The organism is Aeromonas sp. FDAARGOS 1408, from assembly GCF_019048665.1.
Classification (GTDB): domain Bacteria; phylum Pseudomonadota; class Gammaproteobacteria; order Enterobacterales; family Aeromonadaceae; genus Aeromonas; species Aeromonas dhakensis.
In genome coordinates this window covers 2971382-2993881 of the sequence record NZ_CP077394.1, presented here as the reverse complement: position 1 = coordinate 2993881, position 22500 = coordinate 2971382, and the positions used below count along the sequence as shown (strand labels likewise).

Genomic DNA, 22500 nt, shown 5'->3' with positions numbered 1-22500 from the left:
AGACAGGCAGGCAAGCTGCGGCCACTTTTGACCGCCCCGCTTTCGAGAGGAGATGCCATGACCCCCTTATCCTGCCCGCTCTGCTGCGCCACCGATGCCTATGAGCTGCCGGTGGCCGGCAAGCTCTACCATCGCTGCCGGGCCTGCGAGCTGGTCTGGCTGGATGCGGTCGAGCACCTGGATCCCGCGCGCGAGAAGGCGGTCTATGACGGCCACGACAACCAGGTGGATGACCCCCGCTATCGCGCCTTTTTGCTGCGTGCCTTCGGCGAGGTGCTGCGCCGCCTGCCTCCGCCGGCCAGCGGCCTCGATTTTGGCTGCGGCCCGGGCCCGGCGCTCATCGCCATGGGGCGGGAGGCGGGCTACCAGATGGCGGGCTACGACAAGTTCTATGCCGACGAGCCCGAGTTGCTGACGCGGCAGTATGACTTCATCACCAGCACCGAGGTGATCGAGCACATCGCCGAGCCGCGCGCCGTGCTGGAGACGCTGTGGGGCTGCCTCAAGCCCGGCGGTCTGCTGGTGCTGCAGACCCAGCGGGTGCTGGGGGACGAGCGCTTCCGGCAGTGGCGCTACCGCCACGATCCGACCCACATCGTCTTCTTTGCCGAGGCCTCCTTTCGCACCCTGGCGACCCGCTGGCAGGCACAGGTCGAGTTTCCTCACGCGGATGTGGCGGTCATCACCAAACCCTGAGCCGGGCGTTTTCATTTGGCCATGAGTTGGGCATGCTGGTGGCCCGATACTCAGGAACGGATGCCCCTATTTCCATGTCGATCCCCCACCTCTCATTGCAAGACGCCCGTCATCTACAACTGGCGGCCCAGGGGCTGCTGACGCCGCGCCGCGGCAAGGCGAAACCGGCCGATCTGCTGGCCACCATCCGCCGCATGGCGCTGCTGCAGATAGACACTATCTCGGTGGTGGCCCGCAGCCCTTACCTGGTGCTGTTCAGCCGGCTGGGGCAGTACGATCCGCGCTGGTTGGAGCAGTTGCTGGCCGATGGCGATCTATTCGAATACTGGGCCCACGAGGCCTGCTTCGTGCCACGGGAGGATTACCGCCTGCTGCGCCACCGCATGCTGGATCCCGCCGCCATGGGCTGGAAGTTTTCGGCCAACTGGCTCGCCACCCATCAGCAGGAGATCGGCGATATCATCGAGCGCATTCGCCAGCATGGCCCGGTGCGGGCGGCCGATTTTGAACGCAAGGGGGGCAAGGGCAATGGCTGGTGGGACTGGAAGCCGGAGAAGCGCCATCTGGAGGTGCTGTTCACCGCAGGCCAGCTGATGGTGCGCGAGCGGCGCAACTTCCAGCGGGTTTACGATCTGGCCGAGCGGGTGATGCCCGAGTGGCGCGACGCGCGGGATCTGCCGAGCCCGGAACAGGCGCAAAGGGACATGGTGCGAGCCAGTTGCCGGGCGCTGGGGCTGGTCAAGACCGGCTGGGTGGCCGACTACTATCGGTTGCGACGCGGCAAATACGACGCCCTGCTCCATCAGCTGGCGGACGAAGGGGAGCTGTTGCCGGTGCGGGTGGAGGGGTGGCAGCACGGCGCCTTCGTGCACGCCTCCCTGGCCGAGGAGTTGGCCAGGGCGCAGGCTGGCACCCTCAAGGCGACCCATACCACGGCCTTGTCACCGTTTGACCCTCTGGTCTGGGATCGCAAGCGGGCCAGCGAGTTGTTTGGCTTTGACTACCGCATCGAGTGCTATACCCCGGCCCCCAAGCGCCAGTACGGCTACTTCGTGCTGCCGCTGCTGCATCGCGGCAAGCTGGTGGGCAGGATGGACGCCAAGGCCCATCGCCAGCAGGAGATCTTCGAGATAAAGAGTCTCTATCTGGAGGCGGGGGTCAGGGTGACCCGAACCTTGGCGCAGGAGCTGGCCAAAGCGCTGCAGCGGCTGGCCGACTGGCACCAGACTCCGACCTTGCGCTACGGCGCCATCCCCGCGCCCCTGCTGGCCCTGTGGCAGGAGGGGGCACCCTGACGGGGAGCATCACCCCCGTCTGCACTAAGCTGTAAGGGAGGCGAAGGAGGGAGACAATGACGCGAGCCATGTTGTTGCTGCTGGGATGGGGCCTGACCGGGCTGGTGGAGGCGGCCCAGCCCGAGGTGCAGATCTGCCTGGGGGAGGGCAACGAGTGGGCCCCCTTCACCTACTGGGAGCGCAAGGATGGCGTGCCCGATACCGGCCGTCTCACCGGCTCTGCCACAACCCAGGTGCTCGAGGCCCTGAAGCGGCTCGGTTTGTCCTACAAGATCCGCTATCTGCCCTGGGCAAGGGTGCAGCAGGAGCTGGCCGACTATCGCCAGAACCGCTTGTGCGAGCTGACCTGGGATGCCAGTTACAAGCCGGAGCGGGCGGAATATGCTTTCTACAGCGTGCCGCTTTACTACACCCACCTCGGATTTTTCTACCTCAAGCGGCGCTTCCCCGAGGCGCCCGATCTGCAGACGGTCAATCGCTCACGGGTGTGCGGGGTGCTCGGCTACAACTATGCCCCCTACGGGCTGGCGCAGGAGCCGCGACGGCTCAAGCAGTTGCAGCAGGCGCTGGACATGCTGGGGCGCGATCGCTGTGACTTTTTGCCCAGCGAGATTGAACCCCTGATGAGCGGTATCGGCCTTGGCATCTACCAGAGCGAGAGCGGCCTGCTCCACCTCGCCCTGCCCAGCCGCAAGGGCTTCTATCTGCTGGTGAGCAAGGGCTCGCCGCGCTCCTATGAGCTGGTGACCCGCCTCAACCAGTTGCTGATCGAGTTTCAGGACAGCGGTTACAGCGACGAGGTGATGCGCCGTTTTTTGCCGCCGATGGAGTAGCCGGCAGACAGCCTGTCAGTAGGACGAGAAAAGAGGAGCCAGCCGATGTAAACCGGCTGGATCCTCTTTTTATGAATGCCGATGTCAGTTCGCGATACGGGTCAACACCCTCACCAGCAGCTCGATGCGCGGGGCTATGCTCGCCAGGTCCAGATACTCCTCGTCACTGTGGAAACCTGCGCCGATGGGGCCCAGGCCGTCCAGGGTCGGAATGCCGAGGGCGGCGGTCAGGTTGGCATCGGAGCCGCCACCGACCTCCTGCCAGCAGATGGGCAGACCCAACTCCTGACCGCACTCCTCCACGATGGCCATAAGTGCCTGGGTGCCCTCTGACGGCATCATGGCTGGCTTGTGCGCCTCACGGGTCAGCTTGATGGCGACCCCTTTCAGATGGGGGCGCTCGGCCAGGGTCAGTAACTGGTCGTTGACCTGGCAGTACTCCTGGTTGTCCCAGAAGCGCACATCTACTACGGCGCTGGCGTGGGCCGGCACTATGTTGGCGCCAGTGCCCCCTTCGACGATGCCGATGTTGAGGGTGGTGCCACTCTCGAAATTGGTGAGGGCATTGATGGCCAGGATCCAGTGACCCAGCTCGGTGATGGCGCTGCGCCCCTTCTGCGGCTCGTTGCCCGCGTGGGCCGCCTTGCCGGTGAAATCGAGACGATAGCGGGCCATCCCCTTGCGGGCCTTGACCAGGGAGCCGTCGGCACGGGCTGCTTCGGCCACCAGCACCTGACGGGCCTGTTTGGCCACCGAGGCCAGCCAGTCGCTGGAGTGCAGGGAGCCAATCTCTTCATCCGGATTCATGCAGACGCAGATGCTCAGGCTGTCGCGCACTTCGCGGGGCAGGGTGCGCAGGGCATAGACGATGTTGAGCAGGCCGGATTTCATGTCGGAGACGCCGGGGCCGTAAGCTCGCTCGCCATCAACGCTCAGCGGGCGGGTGGCGGCGGTGCCGAGGGGGAAGACGGTGTCCATATGGCCAATCAACATCACATCGATCCTTTCGGCATCAGGCTGGTTGCGAATTTCCAGTCCTACGCCTGCTACCCCGCAGTCAACCCGCTTGACGTACCAGCCACCCATGGCCTCGTATTTGGCGGCCATCATATCTGCCACTGCGGCGATGCCTGGCTGATGCAATGAGCCGCAATCCAGGTTGACGAGAGGGGCCAGCTCGGCCAGGTATTCATCCAGAGAAAAAGTCATCGGTTGCTCCACCTATGTGGTTGTTCGAAAAGGGTCAGAGAAGGATGTTCATCAACAGCATGGCGCCGAAGGCATTGAGCACAGAGATGGCGATCATGATGGGGATGTAGCGCCCTTCGGTGCCGATGCAGCCGAGGATGCGGCCCATGTACTGCACCTGGGAGCCCATCAGGTAGATGGCGGGGGCCAGGATGGCGATATGGGTGCCGTTGAGTATGCCCTGATCGAACAGGGTGATGACCACGCCGACCGCGCCGCCCATGGACATCCAGGCGCCGATCAACACGGCAGCTGCCTCACCGGGCAGACCAAACACCGCCATGATGGGGGAGAAGATGGCACCCATGGCGTCCAGGGCGCCGGTGATCTGCAGCGCCTTGATGATGACGAAGGCCATTAGCACGTTGGGCACGGTGGAGGTGGTGGCGATGACCCATCCCTTCTTGGCCCCTTCGACGAAGATATCGGTGACGATGGGTTTTTTGACGTTGGCCTGGCTCATTTGGATTGCTCCTGGGTGCTGGGGGTCGTGGCGTGCTGGGTGTTGTTGCTGTTTTTGCCTTCGGTCAGGTTGAGGTAGACCCTAAACAGGTTGGCACCGACAAATTTGAAGGCAAACATCACCACCACGGCGAGACCGATGGAGGAGCTGACTGCCGGGCTGCCATCGGCCAGGGTCAAGGTGAACAGCACGGCGCCGGAGGAGAAGAAGTTGACTATGGTGGCACCGGCGGAGAACTGGAACATGGTGAAGACGTCGGTCTCGCGCTTGCTGATGAGCCCTTCATCCTTGAGCTGGCGGGTCATGGCGGCGCCGGCGTCGGTACTCTGCAGGGAGGCGATCAGCGCCAACCCCGTATTGCCCGGGATCCCCATCAGCGGTCGCAGCAGTGGGGTCAGCAGCTTGCGGGCGGCATCCAGGGCGCCGTAGTGTTCCAGCACATTGATCATGCCGAGGGCGAACATCACGGTGGGGATCAGGGTCAGGGCAAACAGGAAGCCGTCGCGGGCGCCGTTGCCCCCCTTGCCGCGCATGTCGGTCATGGCGGTCTTGAGGCCGTCGCCGTTCTCGCTGACGCTCTGAACCATGGTGCCGAACGAGCCGTTCAGCGTGGTAAAGTCGAATACTCCGTACCACTGGTTGGACTGCAGCAGTCCCGAGAAGAATACGATGGCGAACGCCAGTGCCAGGTAACTGCCTATTGTTACCGAGCGTGATTTGTCAGTCATGATTTAACTCCCTCTGAATAAGCGTTTAGTCAGAGGAAATTATGCGGTTGCGTCTTTTGATTAATTGATGGTGGTCAAGCTAGTTCACTGCATATTAGTATGATGTTGGTTTTATGTGATGGTGATCTTGGTATTGTTGGTTAAAAGTTCTGTTTTACCGAGATTATTGAGGGGGGGCTGACGGGCTTTCGGGCGGGCAATAAAAAACCGGGCACTTGGCCCGGTTTGTCATGCAGTCTGGATGTGCTTACTGGAACACCAGCACCATCAGCAGACCCAGGGTGATGGCGGACACCAGGAAGGCGAAGCCATAGAACACATAGTGGTGCAGCTTGGTGGTGTGGATCCCCAAGTCATGCAGGCCGTGGTAGATGCGGTGCATGCCGTGCCAGATGGGCAGGGCGATGATGGCCAGCAGGATGCAGGCACCCCACCAGGAGCTGGCGAATTCCAGCACGCGCTCGTAGCTCATGGTCTCCACGTCCATGATGCCCATGGGCACCAGCAGACCTGTGATGAGGACAATGACCGGCAGCAGCATGGCAACGACCATGCCGCCGGCACCAAACAGACCCCAATATATAGGCTCGTCAGAACGTCTCATATTTTTTCCTCAAATCATGATTGAGTGATCGTGGCCAACGTTTCTGAATGAGAGCCCGGTACCAAACAGACACCAATAACCAGGCTCGTCAGAACGTCTCATTGTTTTCTCCTCAGGCCACGATGATCAGGACAAGCAGGGATACCACCGCCAGCGCCACATACTGGGCGATGACGATCGGCTTCTCCGGCACCAGGTCTTCGCCACGGAAGATGCGCATGGCTTTCGGCGCCAGGGCGAACCAGGTCTTGGCGTGGAACAGGCAGGCTGCCAGGGCGATGACATGGAACAGGATGGCGATCGGGCTTTGCAGGGATTCCAGCCAGCCGTTGAACGCCTCCTGACCCTGTACCAGCCGCAGCAGACCCCACATCAGCACGACGGCGTAGATGGAGACGAAGATGCTGGTGCCTTCGCGGATCATGTAGCCGGTGTAGAAGGCATTCTTCAGCCACCAGTCTTTCTTCATTTCGCGGACGTAAGGCTTACGTTTGCTATTGGTGTTGTTCATGGTCTCATTCCTGCTCTCAATCTGGCTTGAACATGGCGATCATGTAGTCCTTGGCGCTCTCGACCTTGCCAAGCTGGATGGCCGCCGCCGGATCCACGCCTTTCGGGCACACTTCGGAGCAGTAGCCCACGAAGGTGCAACCCCAGACGCCCTCGTCCTGGCTGATGATTTTCATCCGCTCTTTGGACGCACTGTCGCGGTTGTCGGCGTTGTAGCGGTAGGCCAGTGCCAGGGCCGCCGGACCGGTGAACTTCTTGTTGATGCCATACTGCGGGCAGGCCGCGTAGCACAGACCGCAGTTGATGCACATGGAGAACTGGTGATACTTCGCCATGTCAGCCGGGGTCTGGGTGTACTCGCCATCGCACAGGTTGCGCGGCTCAGACGGGATGATGTAGGGCTTGATGCTCTCCAGCTTCTCGATGAAGTCGGACATGTCGACCACCAGATCGCGCTCGATCGGGAAGTTGTTGAGCGGCTCGATAGTCATCTTGCCCGGCAGGTAGTCGCGCAGGAAGGTCTTGCAACCGAGTTTCGGAATGCCGTTGACCATCATGCCGCAGGAGCCGCAGATCGCCATCCGGCAGGACCAGCGGAAGCTTAAGGTAGAGTCCAGATGATCCTTGATGTATTGCAGCGCATCCAGCAGGGACATCTCTTTGAGGTAGGGCACCTGGAAGGTTTGCATCCAGGGCTCGTTATCCTGCTCGGGACGGTAGCGCAGGATTTCAATTTCGATCATCTCAGCCATTCTTCTTAGCCTCGTCTTGTTTCTCACCCTCGGAACCGTACACGCGCTTGGCCGGTTGGGATTTAGTGATCTTCACATCGGAATAGTCGATGGTCGGGGCCCCTTCGCCGTTGTAGAAGGAGAGAGTGTGCTTGAGGAAGTTGACGTCATCGCGCTCCTCGTAACCGTCCAGACGCTGGTGGGAACCGCGGGACTCTTTCCGGTTGATGGCGGAGTGCGCCATGGCTTCGGCCACGTCCAGCATGTAGCCCAGTTCGATGGCGTACAGCAGATCGGTGTTGAAGACGGAGGACTTGTCGTTGATCTTGATCTTCTTGTAACGGGCTTTCAGCTCGTTGATCTTGTCGATGGTGCCCTGCATCAGCTCTTCGGTACGGTAGATACCGACCCCGGCTTCCATGGACATGCCCAGTTCGTTGCGGATATCGGCCGGGTTTTCGGTGCCGTCGATGTCGAGCAGGGAGAGGTGCTGCTTGATCAGCGCCTCGGCCTTGGCGGCCAGCGCCTGGGTGTTGCCGTGAGACTGGGTCTTGGCAAATTCACCGGCGTGCTCACCGGCCACCTTGCCGAACACCACGATCTCGGACAGGGAGTTGGAACCAAGACGGTTGGCGCCGTGCAGACCGACGGAGGCACACTCGCCCAGGGCATAGAGGCCCGGCAGACGGGTGGCGCATGCGCCGTTGGTCTCGATGCCGCCCATGGTGTAGTGGGCAGTCGGACGTACCGGGATCGGCTCCTTGACCGGATCCACACCTACGTAGGCCTTGGCCAGTTCGCAGATGAAGGGCAGACGCTCCTTCAGGTACTTCTCGCCGAGGTGGCGCAGGTCGAGGTGAACCACGTCGCCCATCGGGCCCTGGATCACGCGGCCTTTCTGCTGCTCCTGCCAGAAGGCCTGGGAGAGACGGTCACGGGGACCCAGCTCCATGTGCTTGTTCTTCGGTTGGCCGACCGGAGTTTCCGGGCCCAAGCCGTAGTCTTGCAGGTAGCGGTAGCCATCCTTGTTGAGCAGGATGCCACCCTCACCACGACAACCTTCGGTCATCAGGATGCCGGTGCCCGGCAGACCGGTCGGGTGGTACTGGACGAACTCCATGTCGCGCAGCGGTACGCCGTGGCGGTAGGCCAGCGCCATGCCGTCACCGGTGACGATGCCGCCGTTGGTGTTGTAGCGATAGACACGGCCGGCGCCACCGGTGGCCAAAATGACGGATTTGGCCTGGATGAAGCGGGTGATGCCGTTCTGGATGTCAAAGGTCAGTACGCCCTGGACGCGACCATCTTCCACGATGAGATCCATGCAGAAGTGCTCGTCGAAGCGCTTGATGCTCGGGTACTTGATGGAGGTCTGGAACAGGGTGTGCAGAATGTGGAAACCGGATTTGTCTGCCGCGAACCAGGTGCGGGGGATCTTCATCCCGCCGAAACGGCGCACGTTGGCCTTGCCGTCCGGCTTGCGGCTCCAGGGGCAACCCCAGTGCTCCAGCTGGATCATCTCGTTGGTGGCATTGTTGACGAAGTAGTCGACCACGTCCTGCTCACACAACCAGTCGCCACCGGAGACGGTGTCGTTGAAGTGGTTTTCGAGGGAGTCATCATCACGGACGACACCGGCGGCGCCGCCCTCTGCGGCCACCGTGTGGCTGCGCATCGGGTAGACCTTGGAGATCAGGGAGATCTCCAGCTCCGGGTGAGCTTCCGCTATGGCGATTGCGGCACGCAGGCCACCACCACCAGCACCGATGATGGCGACATCGGTCTTGATAATATCCACATCTGCCTCCTTAGGGATAGATTTGCTGGGCACGATTTTGCTCTATGAAAAAAATTCAGGCTTGATGCAAGTCAAACTGGTCTGTTTTAGTGCTTGGCAATGGTGATCTTTATCAAAATCACCCCATTCCTTGGATGAAAACGCCGTAATTATCGCCATCCTGCAGTTATCGGTATCAGCCGCTGTCATTACTATGGTTATTTTAAGCTCAGGATTATACGTAGTTTTCTTTCAAAAAAATGAGAAACACCTCTCTTTTTAGGTATTACCCCCAAAGTTTTTAAGTTTTTTATCAAAAATATTTAATAAGAATTATTCACGGATAGAAGAATGTGGTGGTTGAGTTCAAAAAACTAATCCGAAGATCGTGGTGAGTCAGCTGTTGCAGGATCGAGGGCTGACCGGTGTCGTGCAGGAGAGTCGGTAATCCCTGCGGGTTGATGTGGTAATAACTATTGAAACCAAAGCATTTTTTCATAAAAAAAGGGGCCTGCATGGCCCCTTTTGTCGATCTGCATCAGATGCGGAACATGCCGACCTGATTGCTCAGTTCACCTGAAATATTTTTAAGTTGTTCAGAGAGATGGCGTGAGCTGTCGGCATCGACCGCCAGCTCGTCCGAGACGTCCTTGACTGCCTGGATGTTGCGGCTTACCTCGTCGGTAACGGCCCGCTGCTCCTCGGCGGCGCTGGAGATCTGGGTCGCCATGTCGGAGATCTGGTTGATGGAGGCGGTGATCTGCTCCAGTGCCTGAGTGGCATCGTTGGCATCTTCCACGCTGTTCTGGGCCAGCAGCTGGCCTTCGTGCATGGTGCTGACGGCGCCCTGGGTGTTGCGCTGCAGGGTCTCGATCATGTTGCGGATCTCGACGGTGGAGCTGTGGGTGCGCTGTGACAGCACCCGCACCTCGTCGGCCACCACCGCGAAGCCGCGACCCTGCTCGCCGGCACGGGCTGCCTCGATGGCGGCGTTCAGAGCCAGCAGGTTGGTCTGCTCGGCGATGCCCTGAATGGTGGAGAGGATGGTGTTGATCTCCTGAGCGTTCTTCTCCAGTTCCTGAATGATGCCGGAAGCCTGTTTGACCTGGGTGGCGAGATCCGTGATGGAGCGCTGGTTGCGGGCGATCACCTGCTTGCCGTGCTCACAGCTGCTGGAGGAGCTGCGGGCCGCATCGGCGGTCTGCTCGGCGTTGCTGGCCACTTCCACCGCGGTGGCGGACATCTCGTGCACCGCAGTCGCGATCTGGGAGATCTCGTTTTGCTGGCGGGCCAGACCCTGGCTCGATTTCTCCGCCATGTTGTGGGACGACTTGGCCTGCTGGTTCAGTTGCCCGGAGGAGTTGGAGATGTCCTGCACCATCACGTGGATGCGGTCGATGAAGGTGTTGACGTGTTTGGCGACTATACCCACTTCGTCTTCCCGCTCGATCTTGACGCGGCGGGTCAGATCCCCGTTGCCGCGGGAGAGATCGGCAATCGCATCGCCCAGGGTCTTCAGTGGTGCCAGGGAGCCGCTGATGGCGACGTAGGAGAAACCGGCCACGATGAGGATGGTCAGCAGGCCTTGCAACAGGGCGGAGGTGACCATGCGGGAGACGGACTGGTAGGCGACCGCTTCGTCCACCACGATGCCGAAATACCAGTTGGTGTTCGGGATCTCGGTCAGGTCGAACACGCTGGGTTTGCCGCTGATCTCCATCTCGGAGATGGTGTTGTCATGGGCCAGTTCGTTGACCTTGGCTGCGGTCAGATCGGGGGAAAGGGCGGTGGCCGGCTTGAGCGCCAGCTCCTTGTCCGGGTGGGCGATGATGGTGCCATTACCGTCAACCAGGATGGCGTAGGTGCCTTCCGAATTGAGGGCCAGCACATCGCGTACCAGGGCATCGATGGAGACGTCACCGGCGATGACCCCCTGAGTGTTGCCCCGGGTGAAGGGCTCTGCGATGGTGATGATCAGCTGACCCGTGGTGATATCGGCATAAGGCGAGGTGATGGCCAGCTTGCCGGCTGCCATGGCGTCCTTGTACCAGGGACGTTGACGGGGGTCATAGCCGGCCGGCAGGTCGGTCGGCTTGCTCTGAATCATCTTGCCATCCTTGGTGCCCACGTAGACCAGGTCGAAGTTGCCTGCGTTCATGGTCTGGGCCAGATGGCTGATGGGTTCGTCTTCCTTGGCGAAGGCCTCCTTGGTGGCGGTGACCATGCCGATGCGGGCGTCCAGCCAGCGGGAGATGCCTTTCACGTTCGAGACCGAGCTGTCGTCGATGAAGCTCCAGATCAGACGCCGGGTCTCGCTTTTCAGTTGACTTGTGTTGTACCAGACCTGCAGGCCTGTTATGACCAGGATAATGACCCCGATGGCGAGGACAAGCTTGTTCTTGATGGATAAGTTCATGTTTACATCCTTGTGAGCTTCAGTCTGCGATGTGTGGTTTTATTGTTATGGGCCAACACTGTATCGGCCAAAGTCGAACTTTTTGTATCCCGGTGCGCCATTAAATTTATAGCTTAAATCAGCGGTTATCGATCACCCCCGACACAATGAGTCCAATTTGGCGGATGGCAGAAAACGATCCGGCCGGTTGGTGAAGATGCCGTCGACGCCGATGGCGGCCAGCATCGCTTGATCGGCGGGTTCATCGACCGTATAGACCAACACTCTTAGCCCGCGTTTGTGGGCATCCTGTACCAGCTGTTGATCGACAAAATCCACGTCGCAGTTGAGCGACCAGGCACCCAGCTCGGCCGCAAAGGCCGCCTGGGTGAGGGGGATGGTGGAGGTGAGAGCCCCCAGCCTGATCTCGGGGCGCAGTGCGGCGAAGCGGGCGAGCTCGGGATGGTGGAAGGAGGAGACGACCCACTGGGCGGTCGTGAAACCAAGCTCGGCCTCAGCGCGCCGGGTCAGTCGGGCCACCTCGTCGGCTGTTTGTGCTCCTTTCAGCTCGATATGCAGCTCGGCCTGGCCGGCGATGGCCTCCATCACCTGCCACAGGGTCGGGATCCCCTCTCCCTCGCCGGCATTCAGGCTCGCCAGATAGGTGCGTGACTGGGCCGTCAGCACGCCGCGGCCGTCGGTGCAGCGCTCCAGTCTTCGGTCATGGAAGACCCACAGCTCGCCGTCGGCCTGCTGCACGTCGATCTCGATGGCTCCAGCCCCCAGCGTCAGCGCCAGCCTGATGGCCTTGAGGGTGTTCTCCGGTGCCAGTCCGCTGGCGCCGCGATGGGCGATGATCTGCATGTTGTGCTCCTGTGAGGGCGACTCAGGCCCGGCTCAGACGAATGTCGATCTGCTGGTGCGGCAGCCCCAGCCCCTGTTGCTGCAATTTCTCCAGCACCAGCGAGTGGACCTCGTGGGTGATGGGCATGCGGTGATCCATGCTGTTCACGTAGAGCCGGATCTCGTAGATCAGCGCCGAGTCGGTGAATTCGATCAGGAACACCTCGGGGGAGGGGGTCTCCAGCACCAGGGTGGAGGCCTTGATCGACTCTTCCAGAATGGTCTGTATCTTTCTCGGCTCCTGGGTCAGGCCGATGCGGATGCGCAGCCGTACCCGGGTGATGGCGTCGGACAGCGACCAGTTGATGAACTGCTCGGTGATGAAGGCCTTGTTGGGGACGATGATCTCCTTCCTGTCCCAATCCACTATGGTGGTGGCGCGGGTCTTGATCTTGGTGACGGTGCCGGTCAGCTCGCGGATGGTGACAGTGTCGCCGAGCCGGATCGGTTTCTCGAACAGTATGATGAGGCCGGAGACGAAGTTGGCGAAGATCTCCTGCAGCCCGAAACCCAGGCCCAGGGAGAGGGCCGCCACCATCCACTGCGCCTTGGACCAGTCGATGCCGAGAATGGAGAAGCCGGTCAGCGCCCCCACCACCAGCACTATGTACTTGGTCACTGTGGTGATGGCGAAGCCGGTGCCGGGGGAGAGGCTCAGGTGCTGGAGCAGGGTCAGCTCCATCAGGCCCGGCAGATTGCGGGCGGTGACCACGGTCAGGATGAAGGTGAATGCCGTCAGCATCAGATCCTGCAGGGTGATGGCGACGACCTGCTCGATGCCGCCGATCTTGCTGCTTACCTGCCACACCTCGATGCTGCGCAGGAAGCTGAACGCCGAGTTGAGTTCGGACCACTGCACCACCACCAGCATGGTGAAGCCCAGCATCAGCAGGGTGCGCACCAGCCCGAGGGACTGGGCACTGATGGTGTCCAGATCCAGTTCGGTGTCCTCCACCACGTCCGGGATCTCGGAGCTGAGCTCGTCGTGTCCCTCTTCCCGGCCGCGCTGGGCCAGGATCTCGGCGCGCTTGCTCTTGGCTCGCTCGAAGGCGAGTCGACGACGCTGGATCAGCATCCAGCGGTGCGCCAGATAGTAGACGAGCAGGCAACCCAGCCCCATCAGCAGGCTCAGCTCTAATTGGCGCAGCAGGATGCGGGAGGTATAGAAGTAGCCGAGTAGAGAGCCGATCACCGCCAGCAGCGGCGCTAGCATCAGGCTGTTCCAGATGAAGTGGTGCAGCAGGTGGGGCTTGCTCATGTCGGCCTGGCCCCAGGTGAGCGGCAGCCGCTCCCGGTTGAGGCGGGCGAAGAACAGCAGCAGCCAGAGGGCGCCGACGATGAAGGACAGCCGGCCGAGGGAATCGTAGAAGGCGTGCTCCTGATAGCTGTTGGCCATGCCTTGCACGAAGAAACTCGGGATGATTACCAGCAGCAGGGTGCGAAACTGGCTCCACACCTTCTGCACCCGCTCCTTCTGCCAGCGGAAATGGAGGATCAGGATCCCCTTCTCCAGCGTCAGGTGGCGGGCCATCAAGAGCGCCAGCAGCAGGAACCAGATCTCGCCGAGGCCGCGGGCCACCGCCACCGCGAACGGGTATTGCCAGGCGCCGTCGAGCAGGCCACGCACCATCAGCACCATGGCGGGCAGCGGCAGGGAGGCCAGCAGAGAGCGCATCAGCAGTCGGCTGGTGAGGCTGAACTTGTCCTGGGTCACCTTGCCGATGCGGGGCGCTATGTACTGGCTGTAGTGGGTCAGGTGGCGAGCCAGCTTGAACCAGCACCAGGCCAGCACCAGGATGCCGATACCGGCGAAGGTGAGGGTGATGGGGTTGTTCTCGGCGATGGCCTGGGGCAGCTGCAACCAGTTGACCGGGTTGAGGGCGAGACCGAGGGCGGCCGGCACCCCGAGCAGCACGGCCGGGGTGAGCGGGCGCACGTCCGGCATCCAGAACAGGTGGCTGGCGCTGAGCTCGCGGATCTCGTCGATCTTGCTGTTCTGGCGGCTGTAGAGCAGCTTGAGCCGGGTCTGCTCCTGAATGAGGCTGTCGGCGGCGTCGTTGAGTCGGGTCAGCAGCTGCCGTCTGGCCTTGAGCAGGTTGTCGAGCACCGCCAGCTGGGCGCGATCCAGGGTGATGCCGTCGGTTGTCAGCAGCTGATCGCGCAGCTGACGCGGATCCTTGAGGGCATCCTGCTCGGTCTCGTACTGGTATTTGGCCATGCGGGCGTTGACGATGGCCGACTCCAGCTTGTCGAGGGGGAAGTAGGCGGGCAGATCCGAGAGCTTGCTGCGCAGGTTCTCGCCGTAGGCGTTGCTGATCTGCAGCCACTCCAGTTGCTCGCGCACCGAGTTGACCAGGTCGTTCAGGGTCGAGAGGTTCGTGTCGATCACCCGCTGCTCGTCCTGCACCCGCTCAATCTGATCTTCGAGCGCGCCGAGCTGGATGGAGAGCGCCTGATTCTGCTGTTGCTGCTCCAGCAGCAGCGGCATGTCGGAGGTGAGCTGCTTGCGCAGGCGCTCGCTCTCCGCCAGTGCCTGTTCTGTCTTGTCGCGGCGCAGCTGGTTCTGCTGGTTGAGCAGGCTGGTCTGCCACTCGTCCTCGTCGGTGATGGCGAGGTTGAGCTCCTGCAGCCTGAGCTTGCCCAGGTCGTTGCGCTGCTGGGCGGAGAGCTGCTCCAGCTCCAGCATCTGGATCCGGTCGGAGAGGCTCTGCTCCTTGAGGCGGGTCACCAGCTGCTGGGCATCCTGCTGGCGGTCAGACTCGCTGCTGAAGCTGAGCCGATCGAGCAGGGCACGGGTCTGCTGCAACTGCTTGCGTAGCTCGTCGACCCGCAGGTGATACTCCTGGCCGGTGCTCTCCAGCTGGTTGAGGCTGTCCATCACCCCCTGGCGCTCCTTGCGCAGGTTGAGCTGGCGGTTGCTGCTCAGGCCGATGGCCTGGCGCAGCGCCTCCTCCTTCAGGGAGGAGAGGGCAGGGCGAGGCTGGGGCTGGTAGTTGTGCAGGCTCTCCTTGAGGCGGGCCGACTCCTTGGGATAATCGATGAGCACCTGCTGATAGGCCTTGCCCTGCTCGCGGTAGCGCTGGGCCTCCCGGGCAAATTGCAGCGCCTGCTGGTAGCTCTCCCGCAGCTTCTGGTTCTCCGGGGTGTCCGTCTTGGGCACGCTCTGCAGCAGCTCTTCCACCTGGGTGATGGCGTCATCGGCCTGGGCAAGGGGAGAAAGAAGAGTAAGGCAGAGCAGCAGGGAGAGCAGGCGTTGCAACATGGCGCACGTTTCCGTTCAGGTGGAGTCGCCCTAGCCTAAAGCAGGGGCCTGGGCGGGTAAAGTTTTCCATATTAATGATTTGTAACATAAATAACGGGCGATCCCGGCCCTCTTTGGCTATCATTCCGGCCGTTTTCCCCTCCATTGAGCATCCTATGTTCGCAGTCGATCTGGGCACGGCCCCCCTTTCCCGCCTGTTCTGGCGCTACGTCACTCCGACCGTGGCCGCCATGCTGGTCACCGGCATCTATGTCACCATAGACGGCATCTTCGTCGGCCATATTCTGGGCCAGGATGGCCTCGCCGGCATGATGCTGGCGTACCCCATCTGCGCCGTGCTCTATGCGGTGGGGGCGCTGATCGGCATGGGCTCCTCGGCGCTCGCCTCGTTTTATCTGGGCAAGGGGGAGCAGACCAGGGCCCGTCACATCGTCGGCAACGCGCTGGTAATGGTGCTCATCGCCTCGGCGCTGCTCGCCTTCATCGGTATCCACTACGGTGACGAGATGCTGATGTGGATGGGGGCGGAGGGGACCATCTTCGACGCCGGATACGCCTATCTGCAGTGGTACGCCTGGCTCGGGGTGTTCGCGGTGCTCTCCATGGCCTTTACCGCCCTGCTGCGCAACGATGGGCGACCCGGCCTCACCACCTGGATCCTGGTGGGGGGCGGCGTGCTCAACGTGCTGCTCGACTATCTGCTGATGGCGGTGATCCCCTGGGGACTGGCGGGGGCCGCCATCGCCACCATGCTCTCCCAGGCGGTGACCGGCGGCCTGTGCCTGTGGCACTTCTTCACGCCGCGCAGCCAGCTGCGCATTCGCTGGGATACCCTGCAGCCCGACTGGCGGCTGATGGGAGAGACATTGCGACTCGGGGTGTCGAGCTTTCTGATGTACCTCTACCTGTCGGTGGTGCTGGCGCTGCACAACAAGGCGCTGCTCTCGGTCGGCACTTCACTGCACGTGGCCGCCTACGGCGTCATCAGCTACAGCGAGGCCTTCTTCTATCTCATCTTCGAGGGGATCGCCATGGGCATCCAGCCCATCGCCAGCTTCAACGCCGGGGCGAGCAACTGGGCACGGGTGCTGCGGGTGCGCAACCTGGCGCTGGGGGTGACGCTGCTGGTGGCCCTGTGCGGCATGTTGCCGCTCTATCTCTGGCCGGAGGGGGTGGTCTACCTGTTTGCCGGTGACAACGCGGCCCTGTTGCCAGTGGCCAGCCTCGGCATCTGGCTCTACTTCTGGGGCTTGCCGATGGAGGGCCTGCTGCTGGTGGGGGCCACCTACTTCCAGGCCATCAATCGGGCCCGCGTCGCCTCCCTGCTCACCGGCGGCAAGCTGGTGCTGATCGGCGGCTTTCTGTGGGGCTTCTCTTCCCTGTGGGGGGTATCCGGCGTCTGGCTGGCATTGCCCACCTGCAGCACCCTGTTGGTCCTGGTGATGTGGCGAGCCATGGGCAAGGAGGCACGCCAGCACAGCGCTGCCTGACAGGTGGTCATTCGGCCATGAAAAAGGCAGCCTCGGCTGCCTTTTTCGTTTTGAACGCCCCGGCCTGCGCGCGACAGGTCTCCGGCCTCAGGGCTTGAAGGCACCGATGAAGATGGCGGGGTCGACGCGAGCGTCGTTGAGGCTGACGTTCCAGTGCATATGGGGACCGGTGGCGCGGCCGGTGGCGCCGACCCGGCCGACGATGCCGCCGCGGGGCAGGCTCTGACCCAGCTTCACGTCGACCTTCGACATGTGGCAGAACATGCTGATGAGCCCCTGGCCGTGATCGACGAACACCGTATTGCCGTTGAAGAAGTAGTTGCCGATCAGGATCACCTTGCCCGCCGCCGGCGACTTGATGGGGGTGCCGGCACCGACCGCGAAGTCGAGGCCGGAGTAGGGGTTGCGCTCCTCGCCGTTGAAGAAGCGGCGCAGCCCGAACGGGCTGGAGAGCGGGCCCTCCACCGGTTTGTCGAACAGCAGGTTGCTGGGCTGGGCCGGACTGAAAGTCTGGTAGGCGCGGGTCTGCTCCGCCAGCTCGCGGTTGATGCGGGCCATGTCCTCGGCCAGCGGGTTGACCTGGCGGCTGTTCTTGAGCTTGATGTGCTGCTCGCGGTAGTGCTTGCTGCCGACCGTGAAGTCGAGGGTGCGGCCATCGCTCACCTGCAGCTGGTGGGGGCCGGGCTGGCTCTTGAGGGGGATGCCGACGATGGCAATCCAGCGCTTGCCCTCTTCACGCACCACCAGCACCGGCTTGCCCTGATAGCGGGCGGTCGGGGCCTGTGCCTCGCTGCCAAGGGGCACCACGGCGACACCGCCCGGCACCGGGTGATTGAGCAGGCGGCTGATGAAGCCCTCGGCGAGGGCGGACTGGCTGGCCAGCAGCAACAATAGACAACAAACGACTCTCATGATGATTCCAGGCTGGGTTGACTAAGACGAAACGGTAACGAAATCAGGAGGCTGGCTGGAAGCGCTGGTAGATGGCCTCCATCTGGACCGAGACCTCCTGGCGCACCAGATCCAGCTCCAGCATGTCTTGCAGCACCTTGAGCTGATCCGGGCTCAGGAAGCCGCGGCTGCTCTCCAGTACCCGCTGGGTATAGGCGCGCTGGTTCTCCAGATAGGTGCCGGCATCGCCGCTCTCCTGTTGGGCCAGCTGCTGGTTCGCCTCGCTCAACAGGCGCGTCAGGGATTGGCGCTGGGCCGGTGCCAGCAGCTCGCCGCGCTCCGCCAGGCGGCCCTGGATCTCCAGCAGGCGGTTGGTGTCGCCCGAGTAGATCTCCTGCTCGAGCCGGGTGCGGGTATCCTCCCCCAGCAGGTTGCTGAGGTTGCTCCAGATGCGCTGGCTTTCCTGCTCATAGGCGTCGGGATGATCGAAGCCGAGGCGATAGAGCTCGCGCAGCTGCTCCTGCACCTGGCCGCGCACGTCCTCCACGATGTCGAGCCGATCGAAGACGGTGGTGAGCTGGCTGCCCTGTTCGGCGTCATAGAGCCGTTCGATCAGCACGGACCCTTCGCTCGACTGGCTCCACTGGCTGATGGCGGCTTCCAGCTCTGGATTGGGGGGGAGCGCCTCCTGGGTGGGCGCTGGCTCGCTCTGGGGGCCCTTGCCGGGCAGCTTGGCCAGCAGGCTTTGCCCCGGGTTCTGGCTGCTGCTCTGGGAAGCTGACGCGTCGCACTGGGCTGAGCGGGCGGTGCCGGCGGCGTCTGATTCCGGCTGGGCGACGGTGTGGTCGGCTTGCCACTGCCAGAGGTTGAGCAACAGGGAGGCCAGCAGCAGCGGCGCCAGGTGAGATGTACGCATTTTGGATTCTCTTGAATAAGTGAACGCCCCTTGCAGAGGGGTCTCTTATGATAACCGTAACGTCTGATACAAGCAGCCATGACGTGCACCTGCGGTGTCGACGGCGGCCCGCCATTGAGTCGGGGGCCCCATGGCTCTAGAATCGGCAACCAGCCGTTTTCATCCGAGGAACTGTTATGAATGGATTGTCCCCCCTGCGCACAGCACCCGCCCGTCACCCCATAGGGCGTGGCTGGGTCTGGGTGCGGTCCGGCTTCGATATCTTCAACAAGGGGATGGGGGCCAGCGTCGCCATGGTTCTCGTCTGGTTTGCGGTCGGTCTGCTGCTGGAGCGCCTGCCGGCGGGCAGCCTCATCTCCCAGTTGCTCTACATGGTCTGGGGCGCCGGCTGGGTGGCGGTGGCCCACCACGGCTATGAAGGCAACCCGCTGCGCTTCGCCGACTTCTTCTCCGGTTTTCGCCACAAGCTGACCCCGCTGATGCTGGGGGGCCTGCTGGTGCTGGCTCTGTTCAGCCTGATCGGTCTCATCTGCCTGGGGCTGCTCTCCATGTGGGGGCTTACCTCCCTGCTGACCCAGGATCCCGAATCCCTGGTGGTCACGGCGGCCCAGGCCCAGGGGCTGCTGCTCTGCCTGCTGCTGGGGCTGGCGCTGCTGATCCCGGTGCTGATGGCCATCACCTTCGCCCCCGCGCTCATCTATTTCCACGACGTGGGGATCCTGCAGGCGGCCAAGCTCAGCTTCAAAGGCTGCCTGACCAACATGTGGCCCTTTCTCTGGTGGGGCATAGTCGCCGCCATCCTGATGCTGTTTGGTGCGGCGCTGATGCTGGTGGGGCTGCTGGTGGTGATCCCGGCCCTCAACTACTCCATCTATGTGGCATATCGGGAGATCTTCCTGGATGTGGCGCAGGAGACGCCGGCCGATGCCCCGCTGAGCGGTTTCGAAGCCTGAATGCGGCCAGCGAGTCTGGCATATTGAACGAAAGGGGCCTGCTGGCCCCTTTTTCATGCCGGTTTAATCACGCCACATGGGGTCGGCGGCCATGCGTTCCACCATAAAGTCGAGGAAGCTGCGCAACAGCGGTGACATCTGCTTGCGGGTGCCATAGACGGCGTAGACGCCGAGTCGCTTGGGCTGCCACTGCTCCAGCAGCGGTACCAGAGTGCCGGTCTCGAGATGGGGCTGGGCGGAATAGCGAGGCTGCAGGCTGATGCCGGCACCTTCCAGGGTCGCCTCCAGCAACAGGTTGGAGATGTTGGCGCTGAGGTTGCCGCTGACCGGCACAGATTCGGGCCCGTCCGGCCCCTGAAATTCCCACAGGCTCTTGCCGAAATAGGTGTAGGTGAGGCAGTTGTGCAGGGCGAGCTCCTGCACCTTGTGCGGTGTCGGGTGCCTGGCCAGATAGGCCGGGCTGGCACAGACCACGGAGTGGCAGGTGCCGAGCCGGCGGGCCACCAGGTTGGGATCGAGATCATTGGTGATGCGGATGGCGAGATCGATCCGCTCCTCCACCAGGTTGACGGTCCGGTCCAGTAGCAGGATATCGATGGCGGTGCCCGCATAGCGCGCCAGGTAGTCGTTGGCGGCCCCCACCAGCAGGGCTTCCGAGAGCGAATAGCTGCTGGTGATGCGCAACTGCCCCTTGGGCGCCTCGTCGCCGCGCACGGCGATCTGCTCCATCTCTTCCCCCAGCGCCAGCATGGCCCGGGCCCGGTTCAACGCCTCTTCTCCCGGGCCGGTCAGACTGAGCCGGCGGGTGGTGCGGTGCAGCAGCCGCGCCCCCATCCACTGCTCCAGCTCCGCCAGATAGCGGGTCACCATGGCGCGCGACATCTCCAGTTTCTCCCCGGCGCCGCTCAGGCTGCCCTGTTCGACTACGCTGACAAAGACCCGCAATGCGGTCAGTCGATCCATGTTCAGGCTCTCTATATGTTCGATTAATGCAACAGTGATGCGCTCATTATGCTGTATTTGTACCGAAAGTGATCCAATAAACTGTGTCCATCTGATGAACCCCTGATGACTTGATGAGGAATACCCGATGAACAATACCCTGATCCGCAATCTGACCCTGGCTACCACCCTGCTGAGCGGTGCCGCCATGGCCGCCCCGCTGACCGTAACTGTCTACAACCCTGGCGAGAAGGCCATCTTCCCGGTCTCCTCTTCCCTGGTGGCCGGTGACAAGGAGGCTATCCTGATCGATGCCCAGTTTGACGTGCAAAACGGTCAGGCGCTGGTGGATATGATCAAGAAGAGCGGCAAGAAACTGACCACCGTCTATATCAGTGCCGGTGACCCCGACTTCTACTTCGGTCTGGAACCTGTCATGGCCGCGTTCCCCGACGTCAAGGTACTGGCCGACCAGCATGTGGTTGACCACATCAACCAGACCAAGGATGCCAAGCTGAGCTACTGGAGCCCCATTCTGGGCAAGGGTGCACCCAAGAGCCTGACCGTACCGCAAGTGATGACGGCCAGCCACCTGACCCTGGATGGCGAGAAGATCGAGATCAAGGAGATGAACACTCCGAATGCCTACCTGTGGGCGCCATCCATCAAGACTGCCTTTGGTGGTGTGCCGGTCTACAGCGGCGTACATGTGTGGATGGCGGACAGTCAGACCAAGGTCGCTCGCAGCAACTGGGTCAAGGCGCTGAACAATCTGCTGGCGCTGAAGCCTGAGCGCGTGGTGCCGGGTCACTTCCTGGGGACTGCGCCCAAGGGTACCGAAGCCGTGACCTTCACCCGTGACTACGTAGAGCGCTTTGAGCAGGAGCTGGCCAAGGCCAAGAACTCCGGGCAGCTGATTGAAGCGTTGAAGAAGGCTTACCCGTCCCTGCCGGTCGACGATGGTCTGGCCATCGGTGCCAAGGTCAATACCGGCGAGATGAAGTGGTAACCCCCTGACGCCTACTTCCCTGTGTTTTTTTACCGGGCCTTAGGGCCCGGTTTTTTATCCAGAATTGCAGCGAGAATGATGATGAACGAAGTGCAAACAACCCTCCATTATGTCTATGACCCCCTCTGTGGCTGGTGCTATGGTGCCGCCCCGCTGCTGAAAGCCGCGGCCGATGTCGCCGGCTTGCAGATCGAACTGCATGCCGGCGGCCTCTGGCTGGGTGGTCGCCGCCAGGCCATGGGTCAGGCGCTGCGCGACTATGTGCGCCCCCATGACGAGCGGATCCAGGCGCTGACCGGTCAGCCCTTTGGCGAGCGCTATTTCAACGAGCTGCTGCTGCGCGATGGGCTGCTGCTGGACTCGGAGCAGCCGATCCGCGCCATCCTGGCGGTGGCATCCCTGGGGGGCAATGGGTTGGTGATGCTGCACCGCATCCAGCAGTCCCACTATCGCGATGGCATCTGGATCGGTTCTCTCGAGCATCTGACCAGCCTGGCGGCGGAGCAGGGCATTGCGCAGGAGGCCTTCGTGCAGGCTTATCAGGCGGTCGATCTGGCAAGCCATCTGGCGGACAGCCAGGTCTGGATGCGTCGTCTCGGCGGGCAGGGTTACCCGACTCTGGGGCTGGTGCAGGGGGACAAGGTAACGCCCTTGTCAGCGTCCTCTTTCCTGGGCGAGCCCCAGGCATTTGACCGCCATATCCAGCAGCTGATGGGGCGCTGAGGGGGGAATTGGTATCCTGCCGAAGATAACCTTGATCGGATGAGTCCTGAGTGGATTTTCCTGCCAGGGCGGCCCTCATGCTATCCCCGGGCAGGACGATATATTGAGCAGCGGATAGTATGAAAATCATC

General features: G+C 62.1%; 20 protein-coding genes. 7 read left to right on the top strand and 13 right to left on the bottom strand.

All coding sequences use genetic code 11. The features are described 5' to 3' along the window. Window positions 1-57 precede the first annotated feature (57 nt). From I6L38_RS13625 to I6L38_RS13615, 3 genes are all read left to right on the top strand, one after another. Window positions 58-696 (top strand): class I SAM-dependent methyltransferase, encoded by a 639-nt coding sequence (locus I6L38_RS13625; RefSeq protein WP_201881651.1) that lies wholly within the window; start codon window positions 58-60, stop codon window positions 694-696. 74 nt (window positions 697-770) lie between these two features. Continuing rightward, complete coding sequence (locus I6L38_RS13620; RefSeq protein ID WP_201881652.1) at window positions 771-1991, top strand: winged helix-turn-helix domain-containing protein; 1221 nt, start codon at window positions 771-773, stop codon at window positions 1989-1991. A gap of 56 nt (window positions 1992-2047) precedes the next feature. Further along, window positions 2048-2824 carry an ABC transporter substrate-binding protein gene (locus I6L38_RS13615; RefSeq protein ID WP_017787967.1) on the top strand — a complete coding sequence of 259 codons (777 nt, stop codon included), beginning with the start codon at window positions 2048-2050 and terminating at the stop codon, window positions 2822-2824. An 84-nt stretch (window positions 2825-2908) separates the two neighbouring features. Here the strand turns inward: I6L38_RS13615 and I6L38_RS13610 are convergent, their stop codons facing one another. The 10 genes from I6L38_RS13610 to mscM all read right to left on the bottom strand — a co-directional run bounded on the left by I6L38_RS13610 (window position 2909) and on the right by mscM (window position 15445). Then, window positions 2909-4033 carry a M20 family metallopeptidase gene (locus I6L38_RS13610; protein ID WP_201881654.1) on the bottom strand — a complete coding sequence of 375 codons (1125 nt, stop codon included), beginning with the start codon at window positions 4031-4033 and terminating at the stop codon, window positions 2909-2911. Between the two features lie 34 nt (window positions 4034-4067). After that, entirely contained in the window at window positions 4068-4535 is a 468-nt protein-coding gene (locus I6L38_RS13605; RefSeq protein WP_043171201.1) for a YjiG family protein, read from the bottom strand. Further along, the gene (locus I6L38_RS13600; RefSeq protein WP_043171200.1) at window positions 4532-5263 is read right to left on the bottom strand and encodes a nucleoside recognition domain-containing protein; all 732 of its coding nucleotides are present in this window, start codon (window positions 5261-5263) and stop codon (window positions 4532-4534) included. Before I6L38_RS13600 ends, I6L38_RS13605 begins: the two co-directional genes overlap by 4 nt. A 247-nt stretch (window positions 5264-5510) precedes the next feature. Further along, window positions 5511-5867: a fumarate reductase subunit FrdD gene (gene frdD / locus I6L38_RS13595; protein ID WP_005298330.1), complete on the bottom strand. Its 357-nt coding sequence runs from the start codon at window positions 5865-5867 to the stop codon at window positions 5511-5513. A 112-nt stretch (window positions 5868-5979) separates the two neighbouring features. Next, the gene (locus I6L38_RS13590; protein WP_005298336.1) at window positions 5980-6378 is read right to left on the bottom strand and encodes a fumarate reductase subunit C; all 399 of its coding nucleotides are present in this window, start codon (window positions 6376-6378) and stop codon (window positions 5980-5982) included. Between the two features lie 16 nt (window positions 6379-6394). After that, window positions 6395-7129 (bottom strand): succinate dehydrogenase/fumarate reductase iron-sulfur subunit, encoded by a 735-nt coding sequence (locus I6L38_RS13585; RefSeq protein ID WP_005298338.1) that lies wholly within the window; start codon window positions 7127-7129, stop codon window positions 6395-6397. Then, window positions 7122-8906 carry a fumarate reductase (quinol) flavoprotein subunit gene (frdA, locus tag I6L38_RS13580; RefSeq protein ID WP_043171199.1) on the bottom strand — a complete coding sequence of 595 codons (1785 nt, stop codon included), beginning with the start codon at window positions 8904-8906 and terminating at the stop codon, window positions 7122-7124. Before frdA ends, I6L38_RS13585 begins: the two co-directional genes overlap by 8 nt. Before the next feature lie 517 nt (window positions 8907-9423). Then, window positions 9424-11301 (bottom strand): methyl-accepting chemotaxis protein, encoded by a 1878-nt coding sequence (locus I6L38_RS13575; RefSeq protein WP_043171198.1) that lies wholly within the window; start codon window positions 11299-11301, stop codon window positions 9424-9426. A gap of 132 nt (window positions 11302-11433) precedes the next feature. Then, window positions 11434-12144 (bottom strand): glycerophosphodiester phosphodiesterase, encoded by a 711-nt coding sequence (locus tag I6L38_RS13570; RefSeq protein WP_043171196.1) that lies wholly within the window; start codon window positions 12142-12144, stop codon window positions 11434-11436. Between the two features lie 22 nt (window positions 12145-12166). Next, window positions 12167-15445, bottom strand: coding sequence for a miniconductance mechanosensitive channel MscM (gene mscM / locus I6L38_RS13565; protein ID WP_043171195.1), 3279 nt, complete (start codon window positions 15443-15445; stop codon window positions 12167-12169). 155 nt (window positions 15446-15600) lie between these two features. Between mscM and I6L38_RS13560 the strand changes: the two genes are divergently transcribed. Beyond that, complete coding sequence (locus I6L38_RS13560; protein ID WP_043171193.1) at window positions 15601-16935, top strand: MATE family efflux transporter; 1335 nt, start codon at window positions 15601-15603, stop codon at window positions 16933-16935. Between the two features lie 87 nt (window positions 16936-17022). Here I6L38_RS13560 and I6L38_RS13555 read toward each other — a convergent pair whose 3' ends face one another. Next, a complete protein-coding gene (locus tag I6L38_RS13555) occupies window positions 17023-17847 on the bottom strand; it encodes a peptidoglycan DD-metalloendopeptidase family protein (RefSeq protein ID WP_216988635.1) in 825 nt (274 codons plus the stop codon). Between the two features lie 43 nt (window positions 17848-17890). Then, window positions 17891-18742: a hypothetical protein gene (locus I6L38_RS13550; RefSeq protein WP_043171192.1), complete on the bottom strand. Its 852-nt coding sequence runs from the start codon at window positions 18740-18742 to the stop codon at window positions 17891-17893. Window positions 18743-18918: 176 nt separating this feature from the next. On the opposite strand from I6L38_RS13550, the gene I6L38_RS13545 reads away from it, so the two are divergent. Beyond that, a complete protein-coding gene (locus I6L38_RS13545; protein ID WP_017764990.1) occupies window positions 18919-19695 on the top strand; it encodes a BPSS1780 family membrane protein in 777 nt (258 codons plus the stop codon). 63 nt (window positions 19696-19758) lie between these two features. On the opposite strand, the gene I6L38_RS13540 is transcribed toward I6L38_RS13545, so the two are convergent. Then, window positions 19759-20658, bottom strand: a complete 900-nt coding sequence (locus tag I6L38_RS13540; protein WP_017764991.1) for a LysR family transcriptional regulator — start codon at window positions 20656-20658, stop codon at window positions 19759-19761. A 127-nt stretch (window positions 20659-20785) separates the two neighbouring features. Between I6L38_RS13540 and I6L38_RS13535 the strand changes: the two genes are divergently transcribed. Further along, window positions 20786-21646, top strand: a complete 861-nt coding sequence (locus I6L38_RS13535) for a Vmh family MBL fold metallo-hydrolase (RefSeq protein WP_042049717.1) — start codon at window positions 20786-20788, stop codon at window positions 21644-21646. Window positions 21647-21721: 75 nt separating this feature from the next. Continuing rightward, window positions 21722-22369: a DsbA family protein gene (locus I6L38_RS13530; RefSeq protein WP_216988634.1), complete on the top strand. Its 648-nt coding sequence runs from the start codon at window positions 21722-21724 to the stop codon at window positions 22367-22369. Window positions 22370-22500: the final 131 nt, after the last annotated feature.

Coding starts and splice junctions, on each gene's coding strand:
- mscM (WP_043171195.1), bottom strand. CDS start 15,445: ATGTTGCAACGCCTGCTCTCCCTGCTGCTCTGCCTTACTCTTCTTTCT.
- I6L38_RS13555 (WP_216988635.1), bottom strand. CDS start 17,847: ATGAGAGTCGTTTGTTGTCTATTGTTGCTGCTGGCCAGCCAGTCCGCC.
- I6L38_RS13575 (WP_043171198.1), bottom strand. CDS start 11,301: ATGAACTTATCCATCAAGAACAAGCTTGTCCTCGCCATCGGGGTCATT.
- I6L38_RS13545 (WP_017764990.1), top strand. CDS start 18,919: ATGAATGGATTGTCCCCCCTGCGCACAGCACCCGCCCGTCACCCCATA.
- frdD (WP_005298330.1), bottom strand. CDS start 5,867: ATGAGACGTTCTGACGAGCCTATATATTGGGGTCTGTTTGGTGCCGGC.
- I6L38_RS13530 (WP_216988634.1), top strand. CDS start 21,722: ATGATGATGAACGAAGTGCAAACAACCCTCCATTATGTCTATGACCCC.
- I6L38_RS13570 (WP_043171196.1), bottom strand. CDS start 12,144: ATGCAGATCATCGCCCATCGCGGCGCCAGCGGACTGGCACCGGAGAAC.
- I6L38_RS13585 (WP_005298338.1), bottom strand. CDS start 7,129: ATGGCTGAGATGATCGAAATTGAAATCCTGCGCTACCGTCCCGAGCAG.
- I6L38_RS13620 (WP_201881652.1), top strand. CDS start 771: ATGTCGATCCCCCACCTCTCATTGCAAGACGCCCGTCATCTACAACTG.
- I6L38_RS13550 (WP_043171192.1), bottom strand. CDS start 18,742: ATGCGTACATCTCACCTGGCGCCGCTGCTGCTGGCCTCCCTGTTGCTC.
- I6L38_RS13615 (WP_017787967.1), top strand. CDS start 2,048: ATGACGCGAGCCATGTTGTTGCTGCTGGGATGGGGCCTGACCGGGCTG.
- I6L38_RS13610 (WP_201881654.1), bottom strand. CDS start 4,033: ATGACTTTTTCTCTGGATGAATACCTGGCCGAGCTGGCCCCTCTCGTC.
- I6L38_RS13625 (WP_201881651.1), top strand. CDS start 58: ATGACCCCCTTATCCTGCCCGCTCTGCTGCGCCACCGATGCCTATGAG.
- I6L38_RS13600 (WP_043171200.1), bottom strand. CDS start 5,263: ATGACTGACAAATCACGCTCGGTAACAATAGGCAGTTACCTGGCACTG.
- I6L38_RS13605 (WP_043171201.1), bottom strand. CDS start 4,535: ATGAGCCAGGCCAACGTCAAAAAACCCATCGTCACCGATATCTTCGTC.
- I6L38_RS13540 (WP_017764991.1), bottom strand. CDS start 20,658: ATGGATCGACTGACCGCATTGCGGGTCTTTGTCAGCGTAGTCGAACAG.
- I6L38_RS13560 (WP_043171193.1), top strand. CDS start 15,601: ATGTTCGCAGTCGATCTGGGCACGGCCCCCCTTTCCCGCCTGTTCTGG.
- I6L38_RS13590 (WP_005298336.1), bottom strand. CDS start 6,378: ATGAACAACACCAATAGCAAACGTAAGCCTTACGTCCGCGAAATGAAG.
- I6L38_RS13535 (WP_042049717.1), top strand. CDS start 20,786: ATGAACAATACCCTGATCCGCAATCTGACCCTGGCTACCACCCTGCTG.